General features: G+C 61.6%; 25 protein-coding genes, 2 tRNA genes and 1 pseudogene. 17 read left to right on the plus strand and 11 right to left on the minus strand.

Features of this window, described 5'->3' with window-relative positions; all coding sequences use genetic code 11:
- Positions 1-114 precede the first annotated feature (114 nt).
- Positions 115-471: a hypothetical protein gene (locus AEYBE204_RS36730; protein ID WP_031231412.1), complete on the plus strand. Its 357-nt coding sequence runs from the start codon at positions 115-117 to the stop codon at positions 469-471.
- Positions 464-1,102 (plus strand): endonuclease III, encoded by a 639-nt coding sequence (nth, locus tag AEYBE204_RS36735; protein WP_023463649.1) that lies wholly within the window; start codon positions 464-466, stop codon positions 1,100-1,102. Before AEYBE204_RS36730 ends, nth begins: the two co-directional genes overlap by 8 nt.
- On the opposite strand, the gene AEYBE204_RS36740 is transcribed toward nth, so the two are convergent.
- From AEYBE204_RS36740 to AEYBE204_RS36750, 3 genes are read right to left on the minus strand one after another with little or no spacing between them, the layout of a single operon-like run.
- Positions 1,099-1,419: a type II toxin-antitoxin system PemK/MazF family toxin gene (locus tag AEYBE204_RS36740; RefSeq protein WP_023463650.1), complete on the minus strand. Its 321-nt coding sequence runs from the start codon at positions 1,417-1,419 to the stop codon at positions 1,099-1,101. The two genes, nth and AEYBE204_RS36740, sit on opposite strands and share 4 nt — an antisense overlap.
- Positions 1,413-1,658, minus strand: a complete 246-nt coding sequence (locus tag AEYBE204_RS36745; RefSeq protein WP_023463651.1) for an AbrB/MazE/SpoVT family DNA-binding domain-containing protein — start codon at positions 1,656-1,658, stop codon at positions 1,413-1,415. The genes AEYBE204_RS36740 and AEYBE204_RS36745 overlap by 7 nt, the downstream gene beginning before the upstream one ends.
- A gap of 47 nt (positions 1,659-1,705) precedes the next feature.
- Positions 1,706-2,602 carry a RimK family alpha-L-glutamate ligase gene (locus tag AEYBE204_RS36750; RefSeq protein ID WP_031231413.1) on the minus strand — a complete coding sequence of 299 codons (897 nt, stop codon included), beginning with the start codon at positions 2,600-2,602 and terminating at the stop codon, positions 1,706-1,708.
- A gap of 49 nt (positions 2,603-2,651) precedes the next feature.
- Here AEYBE204_RS36750 and AEYBE204_RS36755 point away from each other — a divergent pair, with 49 nt between their 5' ends.
- From AEYBE204_RS36755 to AEYBE204_RS36770, 4 genes are all read left to right on the plus strand, one after another.
- Positions 2,652-3,656 carry an adenosine kinase gene (locus tag AEYBE204_RS36755; protein WP_023463653.1) on the plus strand — a complete coding sequence of 335 codons (1,005 nt, stop codon included), beginning with the start codon at positions 2,652-2,654 and terminating at the stop codon, positions 3,654-3,656.
- 100 nt (positions 3,657-3,756) lie between these two features.
- Positions 3,757-4,173 carry a hypothetical protein gene (locus tag AEYBE204_RS36760; RefSeq protein ID WP_023463654.1) on the plus strand — a complete coding sequence of 139 codons (417 nt, stop codon included), beginning with the start codon at positions 3,757-3,759 and terminating at the stop codon, positions 4,171-4,173.
- 26 nt (positions 4,174-4,199) lie between these two features.
- Positions 4,200-4,622, plus strand: a complete 423-nt coding sequence (locus AEYBE204_RS36765) for a hypothetical protein (protein ID WP_023463655.1) — start codon at positions 4,200-4,202, stop codon at positions 4,620-4,622.
- Between the two features lie 102 nt (positions 4,623-4,724).
- Positions 4,725-5,114, plus strand: coding sequence for a hypothetical protein (locus AEYBE204_RS36770; protein WP_155908476.1), 390 nt, complete (start codon positions 4,725-4,727; stop codon positions 5,112-5,114).
- On the opposite strand, the gene AEYBE204_RS36775 is transcribed toward AEYBE204_RS36770, so the two are convergent.
- From AEYBE204_RS36775 to AEYBE204_RS41135, 3 genes and pseudogenes are all read right to left on the minus strand, one after another.
- Positions 5,111-5,713 (minus strand): Smr/MutS family protein, encoded by a 603-nt coding sequence (locus AEYBE204_RS36775; protein WP_023463657.1) that lies wholly within the window; start codon positions 5,711-5,713, stop codon positions 5,111-5,113. The two genes, AEYBE204_RS36770 and AEYBE204_RS36775, sit on opposite strands and share 4 nt — an antisense overlap.
- 40 nt (positions 5,714-5,753) lie before the next feature.
- On the minus strand, positions 5,754-6,677 hold the full coding sequence (gene rimK, locus AEYBE204_RS36780) for a 30S ribosomal protein S6--L-glutamate ligase (protein ID WP_369751910.1): 924 nt from the start codon (positions 6,675-6,677) through the stop codon (positions 5,754-5,756).
- Positions 6,678-6,758: 81 nt separating this feature from the next.
- Positions 6,759-7,172: pseudogene (locus tag AEYBE204_RS41135) on the minus strand (ATP-dependent zinc protease); the annotation flags it as partial.
- Positions 7,173-7,292: 120 nt separating this feature from the next.
- Between AEYBE204_RS41135 and AEYBE204_RS36785 the strand changes: the two are divergent.
- From AEYBE204_RS36785 to AEYBE204_RS36790, 3 genes are all read left to right on the plus strand, one after another.
- Complete coding sequence (locus AEYBE204_RS36785; protein WP_155908478.1) at positions 7,293-7,712, plus strand: hypothetical protein; 420 nt, start codon at positions 7,293-7,295, stop codon at positions 7,710-7,712.
- Between the two features lie 284 nt (positions 7,713-7,996).
- On the plus strand, positions 7,997-8,209 hold the full coding sequence (locus AEYBE204_RS0120750; RefSeq protein WP_023463660.1) for a hypothetical protein: 213 nt from the start codon (positions 7,997-7,999) through the stop codon (positions 8,207-8,209).
- A gap of 65 nt (positions 8,210-8,274) precedes the next feature.
- A complete protein-coding gene (locus AEYBE204_RS36790; protein WP_235068255.1) occupies positions 8,275-8,691 on the plus strand; it encodes a DUF1801 domain-containing protein in 417 nt (138 codons plus the stop codon).
- Between the two features lie 106 nt (positions 8,692-8,797).
- Here the strand turns inward: AEYBE204_RS36790 and AEYBE204_RS36795 are convergent, their stop codons facing one another.
- From AEYBE204_RS36795 to AEYBE204_RS36810, 4 genes are all read right to left on the minus strand, one after another.
- Positions 8,798-11,419: a PAS domain S-box protein gene (locus AEYBE204_RS36795; RefSeq protein ID WP_023463662.1), complete on the minus strand. Its 2,622-nt coding sequence runs from the start codon at positions 11,417-11,419 to the stop codon at positions 8,798-8,800.
- A 172-nt stretch (positions 11,420-11,591) separates the two neighbouring features.
- Positions 11,592-11,666 (minus strand) — tRNA-Gly (locus AEYBE204_RS36800).
- A gap of 39 nt (positions 11,667-11,705) precedes the next feature.
- Positions 11,706-11,780, minus strand: a tRNA-Gly gene (locus AEYBE204_RS36805).
- A 301-nt stretch (positions 11,781-12,081) separates the two neighbouring features.
- A complete protein-coding gene (locus AEYBE204_RS36810) occupies positions 12,082-13,065 on the minus strand; it encodes a D-glycerate dehydrogenase (protein WP_023463663.1) in 984 nt (327 codons plus the stop codon).
- 299 nt (positions 13,066-13,364) lie between these two features.
- Between AEYBE204_RS36810 and AEYBE204_RS36815 the strand changes: the two genes are divergently transcribed.
- The 7 genes from AEYBE204_RS36815 to AEYBE204_RS36840 all read left to right on the plus strand — a co-directional run bounded on the left by AEYBE204_RS36815 (position 13,365) and on the right by AEYBE204_RS36840 (position 18,024).
- Complete coding sequence (locus AEYBE204_RS36815) at positions 13,365-13,862, plus strand: SH3 domain-containing protein (protein WP_235068258.1); 498 nt, start codon at positions 13,365-13,367, stop codon at positions 13,860-13,862.
- A 324-nt stretch (positions 13,863-14,186) separates the two neighbouring features.
- On the plus strand, positions 14,187-14,705 hold the full coding sequence (gene fabA / locus AEYBE204_RS36820; RefSeq protein WP_023463665.1) for a 3-hydroxyacyl-[acyl-carrier-protein] dehydratase FabA: 519 nt from the start codon (positions 14,187-14,189) through the stop codon (positions 14,703-14,705).
- 33 nt (positions 14,706-14,738) lie between these two features.
- A complete protein-coding gene (fabB, locus tag AEYBE204_RS36825) occupies positions 14,739-15,962 on the plus strand; it encodes a beta-ketoacyl-ACP synthase I (protein WP_023463666.1) in 1,224 nt (407 codons plus the stop codon).
- A gap of 16 nt (positions 15,963-15,978) precedes the next feature.
- The gene (locus AEYBE204_RS36830) at positions 15,979-16,797 is read left to right on the plus strand and encodes an enoyl-ACP reductase (RefSeq protein WP_023463667.1); all 819 of its coding nucleotides are present in this window, start codon (positions 15,979-15,981) and stop codon (positions 16,795-16,797) included.
- A 71-nt stretch (positions 16,798-16,868) separates the two neighbouring features.
- On the plus strand, positions 16,869-17,444 hold the full coding sequence (locus tag AEYBE204_RS36835; RefSeq protein WP_023463668.1) for a zeta toxin family protein: 576 nt from the start codon (positions 16,869-16,871) through the stop codon (positions 17,442-17,444).
- Positions 17,441-17,614 carry a hypothetical protein gene (locus AEYBE204_RS40750; protein WP_023463669.1) on the plus strand — a complete coding sequence of 58 codons (174 nt, stop codon included), beginning with the start codon at positions 17,441-17,443 and terminating at the stop codon, positions 17,612-17,614. Before AEYBE204_RS36835 ends, AEYBE204_RS40750 begins: the two co-directional genes overlap by 4 nt.
- A complete protein-coding gene (locus tag AEYBE204_RS36840) occupies positions 17,611-18,024 on the plus strand; it encodes a metallopeptidase family protein (RefSeq protein WP_023463670.1) in 414 nt (137 codons plus the stop codon). The genes AEYBE204_RS40750 and AEYBE204_RS36840 overlap by 4 nt, the downstream gene beginning before the upstream one ends.
- Here AEYBE204_RS36840 and AEYBE204_RS36845 read toward each other — a convergent pair.
- Complete coding sequence (locus AEYBE204_RS36845; RefSeq protein WP_023463671.1) at positions 18,011-19,375, minus strand: S9 family peptidase; 1,365 nt, start codon at positions 19,373-19,375, stop codon at positions 18,011-18,013. The genes AEYBE204_RS36840 and AEYBE204_RS36845 overlap by 14 nt on opposite strands.
- A gap of 179 nt (positions 19,376-19,554) precedes the next feature.
- Here AEYBE204_RS36845 and AEYBE204_RS40445 point away from each other — a divergent pair, with 179 nt between their 5' ends.
- Positions 19,555-19,722 carry a hypothetical protein gene (locus AEYBE204_RS40445; protein ID WP_155908480.1) on the plus strand — a complete coding sequence of 56 codons (168 nt, stop codon included), beginning with the start codon at positions 19,555-19,557 and terminating at the stop codon, positions 19,720-19,722.
- Positions 19,723-19,765 lie beyond the last annotated feature (43 nt).

Raw genomic sequence — 19,765 nt, forward strand, 5'->3', positions numbered from 1 at the left:
CCGGCGGGTACATTCCGAAAGCTTATAGGGCGAAACGCGGCGGGCATAGGGAAAAGTGGCGCGCGGCCTTGTGACCCGTGCGAATCCTGCCTAAAACCGATTTCAGAACAGATAATGAACGGTGATGTTTCGATGGCCGCGCAACCCCTGCCTGAGCTTGAAGGCTTTATCGACCGCCTGAAAGCGATTTCGGATCGTTACGAGCGCGTACACGGCATTGACCGCGGCGGCGACTGGCACCTGCTCAAGGTGCAGGAAGAGGTGGGGGAGCTGACGCAAGCCTATCTCGCCATGACCGGCCGCTCGCGCCGCGATCCGGACACCGCCCGGCACGACGTGGCGATGGAAATGGCCGATGTCATCTGCATGATCTTCCTGATGGCGCGCGACGAAAGCATAGACCTCAATGCGGCTATCGAAGAGAAGTGGATGAAGTGGGAAACGGTCATGGCGGCGGAAAATCATGCGTAGCGCTGCCGCCGTCAAAAAGCTGTTCGAGCGCTTCGAGGCCGACAAGCCGGAACCGAAGACCGAATTGAACTTCACCAATCCGTTCACCCTGACGGTCGCCGTGGCCCTGTCGGCCCAGACGACCGACGTGGCGGTCAACAAGGCGACCGCGCCCCTGTTCAGGATCGCCGACACGCCTCAGACCATGCTCGACTTAGGCGAAGAGCGGTTGATGCAGATGATTTCCTCGATCGGACTTTACCGCAACAAGGCGAAGAACGTGATGGAGATGTGCCGCATCCTGCTGTCGCGGTTCGACGGGCAAGTACCGCTCAATCGCGCCGATCTGCTGAGCCTGCCCGGCGTCGGCAACAAGACCGCCAGCGTCGTGTTGAATGAGCTGGATATCGAACCGGCGATTGCGGTCGATACGCACGTTTTTCGCGTCTCGCACCGGCTGGGGATCGTCGATGCGGCGGCCAATACGCCGGACAAGGTCGAGGCCGAACTGATGCAGGTCATCCCACGCAAGTGGCTGACGCGGGCGCATCACTGGCTGATCCTGCACGGGCGCTATACCTGCGTGGCGCGCAATCCGAAGTGCGTGGCTTGTATCGTCGAGGATCTATGCCCCAAGATCGGCGTAGGCTAAACCTCGAACACTTCGCGCAGGGTAGCGAGCGTTTCGATCAGCACCGTATCGGGCACAGCCCCCAGACGTTTGACTAGCCGCGTCTTATCCAGCGTTCTGATCTGATCGAGCAGGATCAGCCCGGTCTTGCCGTCGAAGGTCAGGTCTATGCGAAAGGGCGCCGGACGGCTGCCGGTGGTCATCGGCGCGACGATCACCGTGCGCAGATAGTCGTGTAACTCCGGCGGTGAGATGACGACGCACGGACGGGTTTTCTGGATTTCGCTGCCGACCGTCGGATCGAGATTGGTCAGCCATATGTCGCCGCGCTTCACCATGTCAGGTCGGCGTCGTCGGCATTGGCGATCTCTGGCCAGACCGGGGTATCGTCGCCGTTTTCAGCTAAAACCCGACTGGCCTCGGCCCAGCCGTCGCGCGGACTTTTCGGCTTGGCGAGGATGATGGCGGTTTCGGTCACCGTCATTTCGACGCTCTCGCTCAGGCCCAGTTGCGCCAGCACGGCCTTGGGGATGATGACCCCTTGCGAATTGCCCATCTTGCGTATACTGGCCTTCATGACGGACTCCTTTGTAAGCACAAAGTTATCACATTCAGGATGGCGGATCAATGATGATGGCCGCACGTCCCTAAGGCGTGTTCCACCGCGTGGCTGAGGCGGGCCGGGGCAGCGTCCTCATATTTGAGGTACAGGTCCGGTTCGATCAGCTCCAGTTCCATCAGGCAGAACCGGCCCTGCGCGTCGCGGACCATATCGACGCGGGCGTAGAGCAGGGTCTGTCCGACGAATTCCAGCGCCTCATAGGCCAGTTCGACGGCGGCGACCGGCGGGGTCTCTAACCGCAGATGGGCGTCGTAATCGGGCTGTGAGCGGAAATCGCCGGGCTTAGGGGTTTTCAGTACGGCATGGCTGAACGTGCCGTCGAAGAAGATCAGCGACCATTCACCCTCGGTCTGGATGGCGGGCATGAACGGCTGGATCATCGCCTCGCCTTCAGGGGCGCTGTGGCCGCTTTTGGCGTCTTCACCGGGTAGCGGCAGGGTGTCGCCGTCGAAGATCATGGTGTGCTTGGCCCCGGCGGAAACGATCGGTTTCAGCACGACGGCCTGTTGGCCGAAATCGGCACGGGCGGCGGTGATATCGGCTATCGTCAGGCGCTCGGTGAACAGGGTCGGTATGATGCGTATACCCGCATCGGCCAGGTCGCGCAGATAGCGCTTGTCGACGTTCCAGCTCACGATTTCCGGTGGATTGAGCATTTTAAAGCCTTTGGCCTTGATGGCGGCCAGGGCGCGGCGAAACTCATCCGGCGCGTTATGATACCCCCACGCGACCAGCGGCAGGACGAGGTCGTAGGCCTCGGTCAACGGCTCCGACCACGGCTGGGCGTGGACCTCGAACCCGGCAAAGGCGGCGCGATAGGCGTCCAGCACCGCGGGCCAGCGCCCGTGATGCGACGGATGGGCCGGATTGGGCGTTAGTATCAATAAAGACTTGCTCATCAGGCGGTTTTTGCGCAAAGACACCCCAAACGCAACCGGATTATCTCGCATGTCTCAAGAGTTCGACGTCACCGCCGTAGGCCACGCCATCGTGGACGTTCTGGCCCCCGCCACCGAAGCCTTCATCGCCGATGAAGGTCTGCCGAAAGGCGGCATGACGCTGATCGACCAGCACCGGGCGATCAATCTCTACGACAAGATGGTGTCGCGGGACGAGCTGACACAGGAATCGGGCGGTTCGGCGGGCAATACCATCGCCGGCGTCGCCTCTTTCGGCGGCAAGGCGGCCTATATCGGCAAGGTGGCGCACGATGAGCTGGGCAACGTCTTCAGCCGCGACATGAAAAAGATGGGCGTCAGCTTCGACACGCCGTTCCTGCACGACGACCCGACCCACACGGCGCGCTGCCTGATCAATATCACCGAAGACGGTCAGCGGACGATGGCGACCTTTCTCGGCGCCGCCGCGCTGGTCGGCCCCGCCGACGTCGATCCCGAACTGATCAAGGCGTCGCAGATCACCTATCTCGAAGGCTATCTATTCGACACGCCGTCGGGCCGCGCCGCCTTTGCCAAGGCCTGTGAGATCGCGCGTTCCGTGGGGCGCAAGACCGCCATCACCCTGTCGGATCGCTTCGTGGTCGATCGCTGGCGCACCGACCTGATGGCCTTTATCGAGCAGCATATCGACCTCGTCTTCGCCAACGAGTCGGAGCTTCTGTCCTTCTTCCAGACCGACGACTTCCATAAGGCCGCGCGGTATCTCAAGACCAAGACCGACCTTGCCTTCATCACGCGGTCGGAACTGGGCTCGGTCGCCATCAAGGCCGATATTTCGCACGACATTCCCTGCTATCCGGTCAGCGCCGTGGTCGACACGACCGGCGCGGGCGATCAGTATGCGGCGGGCGTGCTCTACGGCCTGACTCAGGGCCTGCATCTGGAAACCTGCGGCCGTCTGGGGGCGCTGGCCGCCGCCGAAGTGATCAGCCACTACGGTCCGCGCCCGCAGGTATCCTATGCCCAGCTGGCCAGGGATAACGGCCTTATCTAAACCCTTGCCAAACCCGCAACCTGTGCCATAGTGATCACAACCTCGGCGATTGGTAAATCCGACGCCGAAGCATGATGAACCTTATTACAGGGAGGTTGGTATGCGTGTTTTATGGATAGCTGCCGTTGTCGCAAATCTGGCGATAGCCGGCGCGGCAGGGGCGCAAAGCTCGATTTACTCCGGTGGTGACACGACCTATCGGCCGCAGGATTATCGCTTCAATGCGAGTGCCGATGACGGCCGTTATCGCGACCCGGCCCCCAGTGTGCGGAGCCAAATTACCGACCGTAAGCTGCATGATCTGATGAGCCGCGCTCAGACGGCCTTCAAGAAAGCCCGGACGCAGCGTGAAAAAGGCAATGCCGAAGCGGCGTGCCGATCCATGCGTCAGGCGATTGATCTGGAAAAGCAATATGTCAGCCGGAAAAATACACTTTATCCGGAACTGATCAGGGATACCCGCCCAGGTCTGTACGAAGACCTTGAAACCGAATTTTGCGCCAGCGTTCGCAGTTGATCCGAAACTAAAAAAGGGAGGTTTTTATGCGTGTTTTTATGATGGTGGCGACGATCGCGGTTGCGGGATCGGGAGCCGCTACGGCGGTTTCGGCGCAACAATATGTGCCCCCGGCAGACAGCTATAATTCGATGCGCCCTGAGCAACGCTACTATCCGATTCATGGCACCCTGTTCTATGCCCGCGATGCGTCGGGACGTATGACCTCTAATAGCCTGCCGTCAGCTGGTGATCTGAGGCAAAGGACCCGTACCGTTTTCGAAGCGGCGCAGGCGCAGAAATCCGAAGGCAGGGATGCCGCCGCCTGTCGATCGATGCGTAAGGCCATTGAACTGGACAAGCGCTATCTCAGGTCTAAAAACAGAGCCAATCCCGGTCTGGATCAGGAGGCCCCTGATGATATCTATCGCGATCTGGAGGCCGAATACTGCACCACCGACCGCAGTTAAGCCTGACAGATCGTAATAAGGCATCTGTGATTTTGTAAATTTGCGACCTCGTGTCAGACTCTGTGCCGTAAATGCCGTCGTCTGGGCGGCAGGAGGTTAGCCGTGCGCATGATTGCCTTAGGTGTGATATTGGTGATGGCCACTGCCAATCCGTCTCTGGCTCAACGCTACGACAATCAGCCGCGTTACGAGCGCTGGTCGTCGAGCGTCATCTACGATTCGCGCAACGGCAGATTTTATGAGGTTCGTCCGGATGGCGTCTTCGATCCGCGGTTCGGGTACGTCCCCTATAGCCCGACCGCGGAACGGCGGACGAAAATCCGCGAAGGCTATCTGGCGGCGCGCGCTCATTGGAAGGCGGGGGATAGCGCCACGGCCTGCCGTCTGCTGCGCGAGGTCATCGAACTGGACCGCCAGGACAAGGGCAGCGGCGTCTACGCCGAACTTGAGGACGATTATTGCAGCCCGGATCGTGGATCAAATCGCGGTTAGACCTGCCGCCGCTTAAGCGCCACGTAAAGCGCGCCAGTGCCGCCGTGGCGGGCATGGGCCTGAGATATGCCCGCGACGATGTACGACAGCGCCGGATCGGCCAGCCATTCCGGCGCGTTGCGCTTCAATATTCCGTTTTCTGCCATCCCCTTGCCGGTAATGACCAGTACGGCGCGGTAGTCGTTGGCCCAGGCCTGCTGTACGAAGGATTTGAGCCGCTGTTCGGCTTGAATCTGCGTCAGGCCGTGCAGGTCGAGGCGCGCTTCGATGGGGTCGCGTTCGCGCGAAATGCGGCGTTTGCGTTTGGGCTCGATAGGGTCCGGTCCGTCGCGCATCGTCTCGATCAGGCGAAAGCCTGACGGCGATTTCGACGCCTGTCCGATGTTGAACGGCACCAGCGGCAGGGGCCGTTCAATACGCGGGGCGGAAAGTGTGTTCTGGCCTTCGGGCATGCCCTTGATCGTCACGGTTTCGATCTGAGGTTCGGGTTTTGGCGGCTTGGCCTTTTCGGGCTTTAAACGCGGCGCATGCGGTCGCACCGTGGCCGTCACCAGATGCCACAGGCGCAGATCCTCATCCTTGAAACCGAAGCGGGCCATGGGAATCTAAATGGCATGGCAAGGGTAAAAGGGGAAGAAATTATTCCCGTCGTTTTGCGCGTGGGTTCTTCTTCGGCAGATGCTGAACCGGGCGCAACTTGCCTTCGATATGGCGGATGATCAGCTCGGCGACGTCGACGCCCGACGCCTTCTCGATCCCTTGCAGACCCGGCGACGAATTGACCTCCAGAACCTTGGGGCCGGAATTCGAGCGCAATATATCCACCCCCGCCACCTGTAGCCCCAAAGCGCGGGCGGCCTTGACGGCGATATCGGCCTCATCCTCGGTGATCTCGACCGACAGGGCCTTGCCGCCCTGATGCAGGTTGGCGCGGAAATCGCCGATCTTGGCCTTGCGCTTCATGGCGGCGACGACCTTGGAGCCTATGACGAGGCAGCGCAGGTCTTCGCCGTCGGCCTCCTTGATGAACTCCTGCGTCAGCAGTTCGGCATCGAGGTCGCGAAAGGCCGAGATGACCGAGGCGGCGGCCAGCTCCGTTTCGGCCAGCACGACGCCGCGGCCCTGCGCGCCCTTTGTCAGCTTGACGACCAGCGGTGCGCCGCCGACCAACTTAACGACGTAGTCGGTGTCCTTGGGCGACTTGGCGAAGGCCGTCACCGGCATGGGGATACCCTTGCGCGCCATGACCTGAAGCGCGTGCAGCTTGTCGCGCGAGGCCGAAATGGCCGAGGAGCGGTTGAGACAATAGGCCCCGGTCGTCTCGAACTGACGCACGACGGCCAGGCCGTAGCTGGTCATCGGCACCCCAATGCGCGGGATGATGGCGTCGAACTGCGGCAATGGCTTGCCGTCGTAATGGACTTCGGGGCGCGTGACGTTGATGTTCATATAACAGCGCGAGGTCTCGATGGCCTCGATGACGTGGTCGCGCTCCTGCGCCGCGCGGATCAGGGCGCGGATCGAGTAGTTGCCCGCGTCCTGCGTCAGAATAGCCAGACGCAAGGGGCGCTTGACGGCCTTGGGGGCCTCGGCGCGGCTATAGACGTCGTAGGAGAGGATGGGTTGACGGTGCGCGGCGGTCGGATCGACCATCGCGCCGAGGCTTTCCAGCGCCTGCCGCCCGATCAGCATGCGGTACATCATGCTGGCGCGGTTGGTCAGCGACATCTCGATGGGGTGCAGATGGCCACCGATGTCGATATGGGTCTGGATGAAATAGCGCCACTCGGTCTCGCCGTTCGACGAGGTGACCTCGCGCTGCCCCAGCAGGTCGGCGGAGCAGGCGACCTCGATATCGTAACGCCCCGGCACCGGATTGACGACGAAGCGCACGCGCGGCCGGTCGGGCGTGCCGAAGGGCTCGATATCGACCGCGTGCAGCACGGAGGTCCGCGCTCCGGTATCGACCTTGGCCCGGATGGCCGGCAGGGCCAGATCGGGCAGGCCGACCCATTCTTCCCAGCCAAAGGTGAGGGGTGTTTCTGGCGTGTCGGTCATGCGGCGCTCGTGCGGTGAAGGGGCAGGTTACCGCCCATAGGCCGCTTTTGCGAAGCTTTTTTGTCGGGGTGGCACGGACGCACTTATCCCCGCTGCTCCGAACCGTGCGCATCATGGGGTATGACCGACACATATACTCCCTTACACGACCGCCTGATGGTTCAGGCCCAGCGCATGCTCGCCGAGATCGAGCGCGCCACACCTTCGACCCTCAAGGAGGTCGTCGCCGTACTCAGCGCCCTGTGCGTGGCGACGCGCCTGATCCGGCAATTGCATACGCCGCTGACGAAGACGAAGGTTGCGCAGACTGGCGTCGATCACACGCCCTCCTCCCTACGCAGTGGGGAGCGGGGCGGCCCGTGCCGTGCAGCGAGCGAAGCGAAGCCGACGGAGGGGGCGGCGCAGCCGCAAACCCCGCCCGCTTCAGACGCGCCAGTATTGCAAAAGGGCTGGTCCGACAAACAGGCCGCCTTGCGCGAACAGCGCGCGGCCCGCACCGGTAAATGGCCCGACGGCACGCCTTACCGGAAAACGGGTTAGTTTCCGGATGCCTGAGAGGTGGATTATTTTTACCACGAAAGAGACGATAAAATTCGCCGAAGCCAAGAACACGAAAATTCGCCGCAAAAAGTCTTAGCGTTACAAATATATAGGCTCGCCGGAAGAAACGCTTTCAGGCGTTTTATTGTACATACTCTAATTTGCCAGCCTGATATCGTCCGGTATAGACATATCGTATGAATGCCAGAACCCTTGTCAGACATACAATCACCACCTTAGTCGTGCCCGTGGGTCTATTTGGCTCGATGTGGGCCGGATACGGTATGGCGCTGGCAATCCTGCAAAATGCAAAGCGTGCGGTAACGGGTTTCCTTTTGGGACCCGTCGCGTATCTGGGGTTTGTCCTGCTCATAGGCGCAATTCTGAAAATGCGGCGCCATCAGCACCCCTGGCCGTTTGGCATCTGGGTTTCGACCCTGTTGTCGGTGATCGGAGTGCTTTTGCTGTCATGGCTTCCTCCGTTCGGCCTATACTGAACGCGGCTGTTGAACTTCACTTCCGTGGTAAAAGCATCTTCCTATTTCATGCTGAGGACATGTTCATGACCCCACCTAAAACCGAACCCGTTCTTCTGTCCGGTGGCAATCCGCAGATCGCCAAGGGTTATGGTGACGCGCCGGTGCAGGCCTATATCGACGCTATGCCCGGTTGGAAGCAGGGTATCGGGCGGCAACTCGATGCACTGATCGTCGCCGCCGTGCCGGAGGTGCAGAAGGCGGTGAAGTGGAACACGCCCTTTTACGGCCTCGAAAACGACAGCTGGTTCGTGGCGTTTCACTGCTTCACCAACTACGTCAAGGTGACCTTCTTTCAGGGCGCATCGCTGACGCCCGTGCCGCCGGGCAAGTCGAAGCAGGCGAATGTACGCTATCTCGACGTGCGCGAGGGTGCGCTCGACGAGGCGCAGTTCACCGATTGGATCAAGCAGGCCAGTAAGCTTCCCGGCGAGAAGCTTTAAGCGCATCCCCAAAAGTGTGCAGCGGTTTTGGGATCAGATGCGCGATCAGCAAAAAGCGCATCCCCAAAAGTGTGCAGCGGTTTTGGGATCAGATGCGCGTCTGCAATCAGGCCTTCTCTTTCGCCTGCGTCGTAAAGGCCAGCAATTGCCGTGTCAGGCGCTCGCCGCGTTTGCCCGCCGCCAGCGCCGCGTCGGACAGGCGCTTGAGGTCCGGATTTTCGGACTGTTTGCCGATCATGTCGAGGGCGGCGTTCATCACGTTCAGCATCTGCGAGAAGTCGGCAGCGACGTCACCGGTCAGACGACCCACCGTCTCGTATTGCTGGGCCTTGGCCAGCGCATCGTCGAGCGCCCGCGCCTGACGCTCCAGTTCGCCCTTGGCGTGCTGAAGCTGGGCGATTTCAAGTTCCAGCGCCCCAGTGCGCGCTTTCATGGTCAGGTATTCGAGCTTGTCGGTATAGGATTCTTCGACCGGTTCCGCCGCAACCGGCGCAGGCAGATGCGCCGTCAGGTCGAATCCGATGCCGATCAGGCCGTCGAACGCCCCGTCGGTGACGACCGGCGTCAGACGCTCCAGCACGGACACGTAGTGGCCATCGGCGGTGCGGACACGATAGCCGAGGTCGCCGCCGGTCTTGCGATCAAGCAGGTCTTTCAGCGTGTCGTGGACGCGGGCCTGATCGTCGTCGTGCAGGTTGTCGAGCCAACCGTCTTCGAGGAATTCCTGCGCCCCGCAACCGGTCAGGACGTGCCAGCCGCGCGACAGACGCACCAGCGTCCCGTCCGGCTTCCAGACGCGCGTCAGGTCGCTGAGGTCTTCGGCGATGTCGCCCAAAGTCCGTTCCGGGGCCGCTTCGACAGCGGGTTCAGGCGCGGGCAGGGGCGTTTCCAGCAATAGGGCGAATTGCGCCTCGACCTCGGCCTTTTCGACTTTCAGGCCTTCAAGCTGTTCGCTCAGACCGCTGAGCGCAGCATTCTCGGCCTTGAGCGTTTCGATTTCGTTGTGCAGGGCCTCGACCGCCTCGGGCGCAATCCCGGTCACGGGGTCGGTGGTGTCCACCGGCGCGGTTTTCAGCGCCTCGACCTCGGCTTTCAGGGCCTCGATTTCGTCCTGCGCGCGGTTGAGCAACTCGGTTTCGGCGGCCTTGAGTTCGTCCAGTTGCGCCTTGAGTGTGGACAATTCCGGATTTTCGGCAAATTCGGCATCGGCCTTTTCGGCTTTTAGCGACTCGATCTCTTCACGCGCGGCCTTCAGGTCTTCCAGTTCACCTTCCAGCGCCTTGAGCGTCGCCAGATCGGCGTGCGCCATTTTCAGGTCGTGCGTCAGGGCCGCGACCTGCGTTTCCAGCGCGGCCTTGTCCTCGCCGATGGCGGCGTCTGCCGGCAGTTCGACCAGGGTCTTGGCGGCGGTCACGTCGATGGCGACACCGAACAGTTCGCGATTGCCGTTGCTGCCCTTGCCTTGCCCCTTGAGCGTCACAAAGCGCAATGAGCCATCGGGCTGACGGACGCTGAGTTCCAGATTGAGCACGTCGCTTTCGCCGGACATCAGACGCCCGAAAGCCTCGTCGGCGCGGGCCTGATCGGCGTCGGAAATAAGGGTCGGACCGCCGTCGTATTCGCGCCCGATCAGGCGGCGCATACCTTCGTCCTCGACGATGGAGTCCGACGCGGCGTCGTACTGCCACACGCCGACGCCCAAAGCCGCCCGGGCGCGTTCGGCGTTTTGCAGGTCGTTGAGCGCCTCAAGGGCCTCGTTGGACACGACCGGCGCGATGGCAGGCAAGGCGACGGGCGCCGACACCGACACCGACAGCGTCACCTCGGTCGGCACGGCCATCAGGGTCAGGCCCTCGGCGGCGCCGTCCTGCGTCGTGACGGCCCACGCGGTGAGGATGACGGGTTTCACCGTACCTTTGCCGTCTTTCAGGCCGAGATTGATCGAGGCCGGATGGCTGGACGACGACAGGTCCGACAGGTAGTCGATGGCCTTCTGGAAATCGGCATCGGCGACAAAGGTCTTGACCCAGTTCTCGCCGACCGACTGCTCGCGCGGGGTGTCGAAGACGACGCCGGCGCGGGCATTGACGTCGAGCACTGTGCCATTCTGATCCAGACCCCAGAAGGGGACCGGGGCGGCGGCGAACCATTGCCCGCGCCAGACGCCGGAAATATCGCCGATGCCTTCGCCGGTCTGGGTGTCCAGTTCGACGAGCGCCGTGGTCGAGCCGATGACCTCGCCGACCGTGTTCATGATCGGCATCGAGGTGACCGAAACCAGCGTCTTGGTCTGGCTGCCGTGGTTGGAAATCAGGTGCTGGAAGCCCTTGACCGTCTGACCGCGCAGGGTGCGCGCGATCGGCAGCAGGTCGGGCGGGATGATGCGGCCGTCGGGATAGGTAATGCCCCAGGTAGCCGAGTGAAACCTCAATCCGATCAGTTCGTTATCCTTGCGCCCCAGCAACTGGTGCGCGGCCTTGTTGGCGAAGATGAACTTGCCCGTCGCGTCGGTTTCGACCAGCGCCACCGGGACCGCGTTCAGCACGTTAAACATGCGGCGCTCAAGGTGATCGATCTTGCGTTCGGCCTTGAACAGGAGATCCTGAAACTGACGGATCTGCATGGTCCGGAAGACGACCAGAATGCCAGCGCCGATGGCCACAGCCAGCAGCAGGGCCGCCAGCACCCCCAGAACGATAACCAGATCGCCTTCGCTTTCCAGAAGCATGGACCTATTGTCTCCAAAACGCGCGTCAGTCTGGCACAGCCTGTGCCGACCTCACCCCATCATATTGTGCGGATGCAATAAGCGTACCTGTTTTGCGGACGCGCGCAAGGGGAGGCACGTCGTTGGAGATATGAAGATTTTTTTGAGAAAATTGTGTCCAACCTGAGGAGATTGGAGCGGGCGAAGAGGATCGAACTCTCGACATCAACCTTGGCAAGGTTGCGCTCTACCGCTGAGCTACGCCCGCTTGAATCTGTTCAACTCATTTCCTTAAGCGATAAGGAAATGGAGCGGGCGAAGAGGATCGAACTCTCGACATCAACCTTGGCAAGGTTGCGCTCTACCGCTGAGCTACGCCCGCATCTTTCCGGCACGTGGCCGAAGAGGTGGGCCTTATAGACAAAAGCCTTGAGCCTTTGCAAGCCCCTTGGGGTGTGAATCTGTGAAAAACTTTGGAGAAGGGGTTGCCTCTCTTATTCTTATACCTCCATGGCTATGCCGGGGAGGGGGACCGCGCCCGGAGGGCGTGGTGGTGGGGTATCTTGCGGAGGTTCAATGCAAGCCTTGCGATTCAAGTAAGCAAGAACCCCCACCACCGCATCTAGCTTGCTCCGCAAGCGTCGTGCGGTCCCCCTCCTCAGCAAGCTGGGGAGGTATAAGGGTCAGAGCATCGCCGGAATGACGCGGTCCGGTGGGCGGTGGCCGTCCTGAAGCGTCTTGATGTTCAGGATCACCCGGTCGCCCATGTCGGTGCGCGCCTCGACCGTCGAAGACGCCATGTGCGGCAGCAGCACGGCGTTCGGCAACCCGAACAGCTCTGGCGAAATCGCCGTGGCGCGCTCATAGACGTCGAGGCCGACCCCCGCGATCCGGTTCGCTTTCAGCAGATGCGCCAGCGCCTCTTCGTCGACGATCTGCCCGCGGGCGGTATTGACGAGGATGGCGTGGGGCTGAAGCAGAGCCAGACGCTCGGCACTGAGCAGGTGGAAGGTGCTGGGACTGCCCGGCGCGTTGATCGACACGACGTCCATGCGCGCCAGCATCTGATCGAGATCGTCCCAGTAGGTCGCCTCGAGCTCTTCGGAAATGCGCGCCGAGACCGGCTTGCGGTTATGATAGTGGACCTGCATCCCGAACGCCCGGGCGCGGCGGGCCAGGGCCTGACCGATGCGGCCCATGCCGACGATGCCGAGGCGCTTGCCGTAGATGCGGCGGCCCATCAGGAAGGTCGGCGACCAGGCGGAAAACTCGCCGCGCTGCACGGTTTCGGCGCCTTCGATGAAGCGGCGCGACACGGCGATAATCAGGCCCATGGTCATCTCGGCGGTGTCTTCGGTCAGGACGCCCGGCGTATTGGTGACGATGATGCCTTTTTCGACGGCTTTCGCGATGTCAATATGATCGTGGCCGACGCCGAAATTGGCGATCATCTTGAGCTGTTCGCCCGCCGCCTCGAAAAACGCTTCATCGATGCGGTCGTTGATCGAGGACACCAGCACCTCGGCGGTTTGCGCGGCATCCAGCAGGGCTTCGCGCGGCATGGGGTTCTTGTTGAGCCACAGAGTCGTGTTGAACAGTTCGCGGAACCGCGTCTCGACCCCGTCGGGCAGTTTCACGGTCATGACGACCTTAAGCTTCTTGCTCATCGCGGCTTAATTCCTGTGGCATCTGGTTTGCGGGCTTCTACAGGGTCTTCGTCAAATCCGGGAAGCGAATTTTACGGCTGCATGGCCGCTTATCGCCCTATGGTTAACCAAATCTGAAGCTTTCGGACGCATGTCTTGACCAGCTATCCCTCATGCCAGCCTTAGTTTGTGTCCTGCCGATGACCCTGTTCAGCCCGTCGTTCGCTGTGAAATCACCTGACCATAGCGCAGGCCCTTGCGTCAAGGCACGCCGTTGGGCGTCGATACTTATGATGGGGTTTTTGACGGCGCTTTGTCTGATGCCTGCCGGTGCCGCGCTGGCCGGTCCCGCCGAGGACGCCTTCGACACGCCGTCGAAGCAACCCGTGCCGCGGTGGGCGTCGTTGCGCTCAAGCGAGGTCTATGCCCGGTCGGGGCCGACCAAGGAAAACAAGGTCCTGTGGACCTACAAGCAGAAGAACCTGCCGGTACAGATCATTTCCGAGACCAAGGAATGGCGGATGATCTGCGATCCCGATGGTGGCATCGCCTGGGTCAGCAAGACCATGCTGAAATCCCAGCGCAGCGTCGTGTCGATGGGGGCCGCGAAAATCGACCTGCTCAGCGGACCGAAAGCCACGGCGAAGGTCAAGGCCCGCCTCAATCCCCGGTCGCTGGCGGCGCTTGACAAGTGCAAGAAGGACTATTGCCGGATCACGGTCGGTAATGTCGATGGCTGGGTGCCGCAAAAGAGCCTGTGGGGCGCGCAGGAAGGGGCGGTCTGCAAGCGCCCCGACGCCCTGACGCGGCTGTCGTAAAGCTCAGATGCTTTCTTATTTTTCATACTCCCCCGTCACGCGGGGGAGGTGGCATTTGAGCGCCAGCGAAAATGACAGAGGAGGGCCTTTGTCGATACCGCAAGGCCCCCCTCTGTCATCCTTGCTTCGCGCGGCTGACATCTCCCCCACCAGTGGGGGAGTATGAACGGGCGTAGTTCGACACTCCGCACCCCATAAAAAACGCTAAAAAGCATTGAGCCGCAGCGGTGATGCGTGTAACGCATCTTTACAGCCTGTTACGAATGGGCCATTAGCGCCGTTTGTCATAACGTCGATGCGTACGATTCTATACCCGGAGCCCCAATGAGCGACCGTCCTTCCTCCTTCAGCTACGAAGATCTTCTGGCCTGTTCGCGCGGCGAAATGTACGGCCCCGGCAATGCGCAGCTGCCCGCGCCGCCGATGCTGATGATGGACCGTATCATCACGATCACCAAGGACGGCGGCGCGTTCAACAAGGGCTATATCGAGGCTGAACTCGATATCCATCCGGACCTGTGGTTCTTCGCCTGCCACTTCATCAACGATCCGGTCATGCCGGGCTGCCTCGGTCTCGACGCCATGTGGCAGCTGGTCGGCTTCTTCCTCGGCTGGTCGGGCAATCCCGGTCGTGGCCGCGCGCTGGGCGTCGGCGAAGTGAAATTCACCGGTCAGGTCACGCCGTCGGTCAAGAAGATCACCTACCGCATCGATATGAAGCGCGTCATTACCGGCAAGCTGATCATGGGCATCGGCGAAGGCGTCGTCCTTGCCGACGACAAGCCGATCTACACCGCCTCGGGCCTGCGCGTCGGCCTGTTCGACGCCAAGGATCTGGTGTAAGAACCGCCACGACCCATCGCAGGGGATACTGATATGCGCAGAGTTGTCATCACCGGTCTTGGCATCGTGTCGTCCATCGGCACGGGTGCCGACGAAGTCACAGCGTCGCTTCGTGAAGCGAAGTCGGGCATTATAGCCGCGCCGGAATACGCCGAACTGGGCTTCAAGTGCCAGGTTCACGCCGCACCGACCATCGGCGACTGGACGCCGTTCGTCGACCGCCGCGCCGCGCGCTTCCTGTCGAGCGGTCTGGCCTATGGCCACATCTCGCTGGAGCAGGCCATCAAGTCGGCGGGCCTCGACGAGTCCGACATTTCCAACGAGCGTACCGGCATCATCTTCGGCGCGGGCGGTCCTTCGACCAAGGCCATCGTCGAAGCCGCCGACATCACGCGCGAAAAGAAGTCGCCCAAGCGCATCGGGCCGTTCGCCGTGCCCAAGGCCATGTCGTCGGGCCCTTCGGCGGTGCTGGCCACGTGGTTCAAGATCCGCGGCATCAACTATTCGATCAGCTCGGCCTGCGCGACCTCGGTGCACTGCATCGGCGCGGCGGCGGAGCAGATCATGCTCGGCCGTCAGGACGTGATGTTCGCCGGCGGCACCGAAGAACTCGACTGGACCCTGTCGAACCTGTTCGACGCGATGGGTGCCATGTCGTCGAACTATAACGATACGCCGTCGGTCGCTTCGCGCGCCTACGACAAGAACCGCGACGGCTTTGTCATCGCCGGGGGCGCGGGCGCGGTGGTGCTCGAAGAATACGAGCGCGCCAAGGCGCGCGGCGCCAATATCATCGCCGAAGTCGTCGGCTACTGCGCCAATTCGGACGGCTACGACATGGTGGCGCCGTCGGGCGAGGGCGCGGAACGCTGTATGCGCGAAGCCCTGCGTCAGGCCGGTGGCCGCAAGATCGACTATCTCAACCCGCACGGCACCTCGACGCCGGTCGGCGACGAGCGCGAAATGGGCGCGGTGCGCAACGTTTTCGGCGCGAACCTGCCGCTAATCTCCTCGACCAAGTCGCTCACCGGGCACTCGCTCGGCGCGGCGGGCGCTCAGGAAGCCATCTACTGCCTGCTGATGATGCAGCACGGGTTCGCGACCAAGAGCGCTCATATCGAGGAACTCGATCCGGCCTTCGACGGGATGCCGATCCTGCGCGAGCGCCGCGACGGGGCGCTGGAAACCGTGATGTCGAACTCGTTCGGCTTCGGCGGCACCAATGGCTCGATCATTCTCTCTCAAGCTGATTTATAAGAACTAGGACTGCGACATGGCTGAATCCGGCTGGAAATTCCCCACGGGCGACCTGATGAAGGGCAAAAAAGGCCTCGTCATGGGCGTTGCCAATGACAAGTCCATCGCCTGGGGCATCGCTTCGCAACTGGCGGCGCAGGGTGCAGACATGGCGTTCTCGTATCTCGGTGAGTCGCTGCTGCGCCGCGTGCAGCCGCTGGCCGACTCGATCGGCGTCAAGCACCTGATCGAATGCGACGTGACGTCTGACGAGTCCATGGACGCGGCCTTCGCCAAGCTGAAAGAGATTTACGGCGAGATCGACTTCGTCATCCACTCGGTGGCCTTTGCCAACAAGAACGAACTGCAAGGCTCGTTCGTCGAGAACACCACGCGCGAAGGCTTCCTGCTGGCGCTCAACGTTTCGGCCTTCTCGTTCGTCGACACGGCCCGCCGCGCCGCCGAGCTGATGCCGAACGGCGGTTCGCTGGTCACGCTCACCTATCTCGGGGCCGAGCGCGTCATCCCCAACTACAACACTATGGGCGTCGCCAAGGCCGCCCTTGAGGCCTCGACGCGCTACATCGCCCGCGACCTCGGCCCCAAGGGCATCCGCGCCAACGCCATTTCGGCGGGCGCCATGCGCACCCTGAGCCTCGCCGGGATCGCCGGTGGCCGGGGCTTGCACGCCAAGTCGGGCCAGTTCTCGCTGATGAAGGAAGAAACCTCGATGGAAGGCGTCGCGGGCGCGGCTTTGTGGCTGGCGTCTGACCTTGGGTTCTCGACGACAGGTGAAGTGGTTCACGTCGATGCGGGCTTCCATGTGGTTGGCTTGCCGGAAGATATGGAAGCCTAAAACCGCTTCCTTGACGATTGTAACGCCGTCGGTGCATCTTGTGCCGACGGCGTTTTTCATGGTGGAACCGGATGCCCAAGTGCCTTATCATTGCCGGACCGAATGGCGCAGGTAAGACGACCTTTGCGCTGAAATACCTGCCAGCCATCGGCGTGGCGCATTTCATCAATGCCGACCTGATCGCTTCGGGTCTGTCGCCTTTTCACCCCGAACAGCAAGCCACCGCTGCCGCGCGCCTGTTCCTGAAAGAAATGGACACCCGCATCGAAGCGCAACAGGGCTTTGCGTTCGAGACGACGCTGGCCGGACGCGGTTACTTGCGACTGATTGAACGGTTGAAAGCAGAGGGCTGGCAGGTCGAGCTTCATTATCTCGCTCTGCCGGATGTCGCCGTTTCCAAGCGTCGTGTCGCTGAACGTGTCGCTCACGGTGGCCACAATATCCCCATCACGGATATCGAACGACGCTTCCCGCGTGGTTTGCACAATCTTCTGAATGTCTATAGAATGAAGGTCGATATTTGCGTGTGTTATATGAACGACGATGACCGCGCGGATAAGATATTTCAGCAGTCAGGTGCAGACTGCCGGATTGCCGATCCTGTTCTTTTTGCGCATCTGGAACATTTGGCCGGAGACTTGAAATGACGAATAAAGACGTTTCAGCCGTTGCCGATCACGCCCTTGGCGTTCTGCGCGAAGCCGTGGCCGAAGCCATCGATCGCAAGCGCCGTCTGGGGCAGTACTGGGTCGTCTGGGACGGCGAAAAACCGGTCGAGGTCCATCCGGACACCGAAACGCGTCCGGCGGCCGAATGACGCGCAAATACGGCCCGCCGCCATCGCTGGACACCATCGAGGTCATTGCCCGCAACGCTCTGGCCAAGCTGCCGGAGCCGTTTGCCGGACACCTGCGCGACGTGGTTCTGATCGTCGAAGACTTCCCGTCCGAAGAGCTGCTCGCCGATCTGGAGATGGACGATCCGTTCGAACTGACCGGCCTCTATAGCGGGCGTCCGGCGGAAACCGAGGTCTATACCGGCGACCTGCCGCCGATGATCCACCTGTTTCGCCGCCCGATCCTCGACGAGTGGGCCAGCGGAGAGGTCACGCTCGAAGACCTCGTCGCCCACGTCCTGATCCACGAGGCCGGACATCATTTCGGCCTCAGCGACGACGACATGGAATGGCTTGAGGACGAACTGAAAAAGGGTGCTACTGTGTCCTGATCCACCCGGTCACCAGATCGAGCGCTGCCGGTGAGGTCGTCTCCTCGATCTGGCTGTATTCCGACGGCGCGCCAGTCGGGGCGGTCTGGAAAAGGTGATTGAGCCCCGGCAATTCGCGTACCGTCGCCTTTTTGTGGTCCTTGAGCGCGGCGGTGATAACCGGCAGGTTGTCCTTCGCCGTCACCTGAAAATCCTTTTCGCCGATCAGGGCCAGCACCGGCGTCTTCAACTTGCGCAGTTCCGGCGCCGGGTCGTAGGCGATGAAATATGTCATCCACGGCGCGGTGACCGGCTTGACGATGCTGTCGATGATCGCGGCATCGACCCTCTGAGACGGCAGCAGTTCCGCCTCGACAATGGCGCGGACCCTGGCTTCGGCGTGGTCGGGGTCGGTAATGATCGCGTCGTAAATCTTGCGATTGGTCGCCGCTGCCTTGGCGATGACCTCTTCCGTCTGACCGTTGGCCCGACCGATCAAAGCCTGTTGACCGAGCAGAACCTGATCGCCGCGCACGCCGGACCCCGCCATCAGCACGATGAATTTCACCGCAGAATCGCGATTGGCGACGATAGGGGCGATGACGCCGCCTTCGGAATGGCCGATCAGACCGATGGCCCCGACGTCCTTGCGCGCCCTGAGCCACGTCACCGCCGCTTCGGCATCGGCGGCGAAATCGGCGGTGGTTGCGGCCTTGTAATCGCCCGTCGAGGCCCCGACGCCGCGTTTATCGTAACGCAGGACGGCGATCCCGGCCTTATTCAGGGCATCGGCCCAGACGAGGAAAATCTTGTGTCCGGCAACGGCTTCGTCGCGCGTATTCGGGCCCGATCCGGCGATCAGTATCACCGTCGGGAACGGTCCGCTGCCCTTGGGCGCGCTGAACGTACCCGACAGGGTGACGCTCGCGACCGCGCCGGGTAGGGTGACCGCCTCGACGTGATAATGGGCCAGAGCCGCCTCAGCCGCATCGACCTGCGGGCGTTTCGGCGCGAAGCCATTGGCCTGATCGGCGTCGATGCGCCTCAGCGTCAGGGGCAGGCCCTGGCCTTGCGTCCACGTGCCCACCCAGGCTTTTTGCGTCTCGTCCCACTTGCCCTGATAGCGGCCATTGATCCTGGCGGCGGTGACATCGAGGCTGTCCTGCGTCGCCGTGACGCTGTCGAGCGGCATCTTGAAATTGGCCTGATCGGGACTTTCCAGAACGCCCTTATAGCCCGCGCCGTCCTTCTCGATGCGCAGGATGATATTGAGTTGCCCCATCAGCTTGCCGTGCCAGATACCGGCAGCCTCTTCGGCGGCGGCGGGCAGGGCGATGATCCAGATCAAGGCGGACACAAGCGCATTTTTCATAACTTACCCCCATTAATTCGCTCGTTGCCAAAATAACGAAATAAATGCACACGTCAAGTGCCTTGGATGATATGCCGCTCAGGATATGCAACCGGGGCGTTAATCGCGCATTAAGTGAACATGGTTACGCTTCGGGTTTTCAGGCTATAGAGTCTGACTGTGTAAATGTGGTGTTGAGTATGCGTACCCCTGATCCCCTGTTCCCGGCGCTGCGCGCCGATGCCCGCGCCAATCTGCCGTCCGAGGCCCAGCGCGCGACCGAAGTCTATATTCCCCCGCATCGTCCTGATCTTTTTGGCCTGCTTGAGGCCGTTCTCCGCTTTACCCGCCGTCTTGGGTGGCAATGACCTTGCCGCCCGAACTTTTGCACGGCGCGTAAACGGCAGGCCA

Origin of the sequence: Asticcacaulis sp. YBE204 (assembly GCF_000495855.1) — a bacterium.
Classification (GTDB): domain Bacteria; phylum Pseudomonadota; class Alphaproteobacteria; order Caulobacterales; family Caulobacteraceae; genus Asticcacaulis.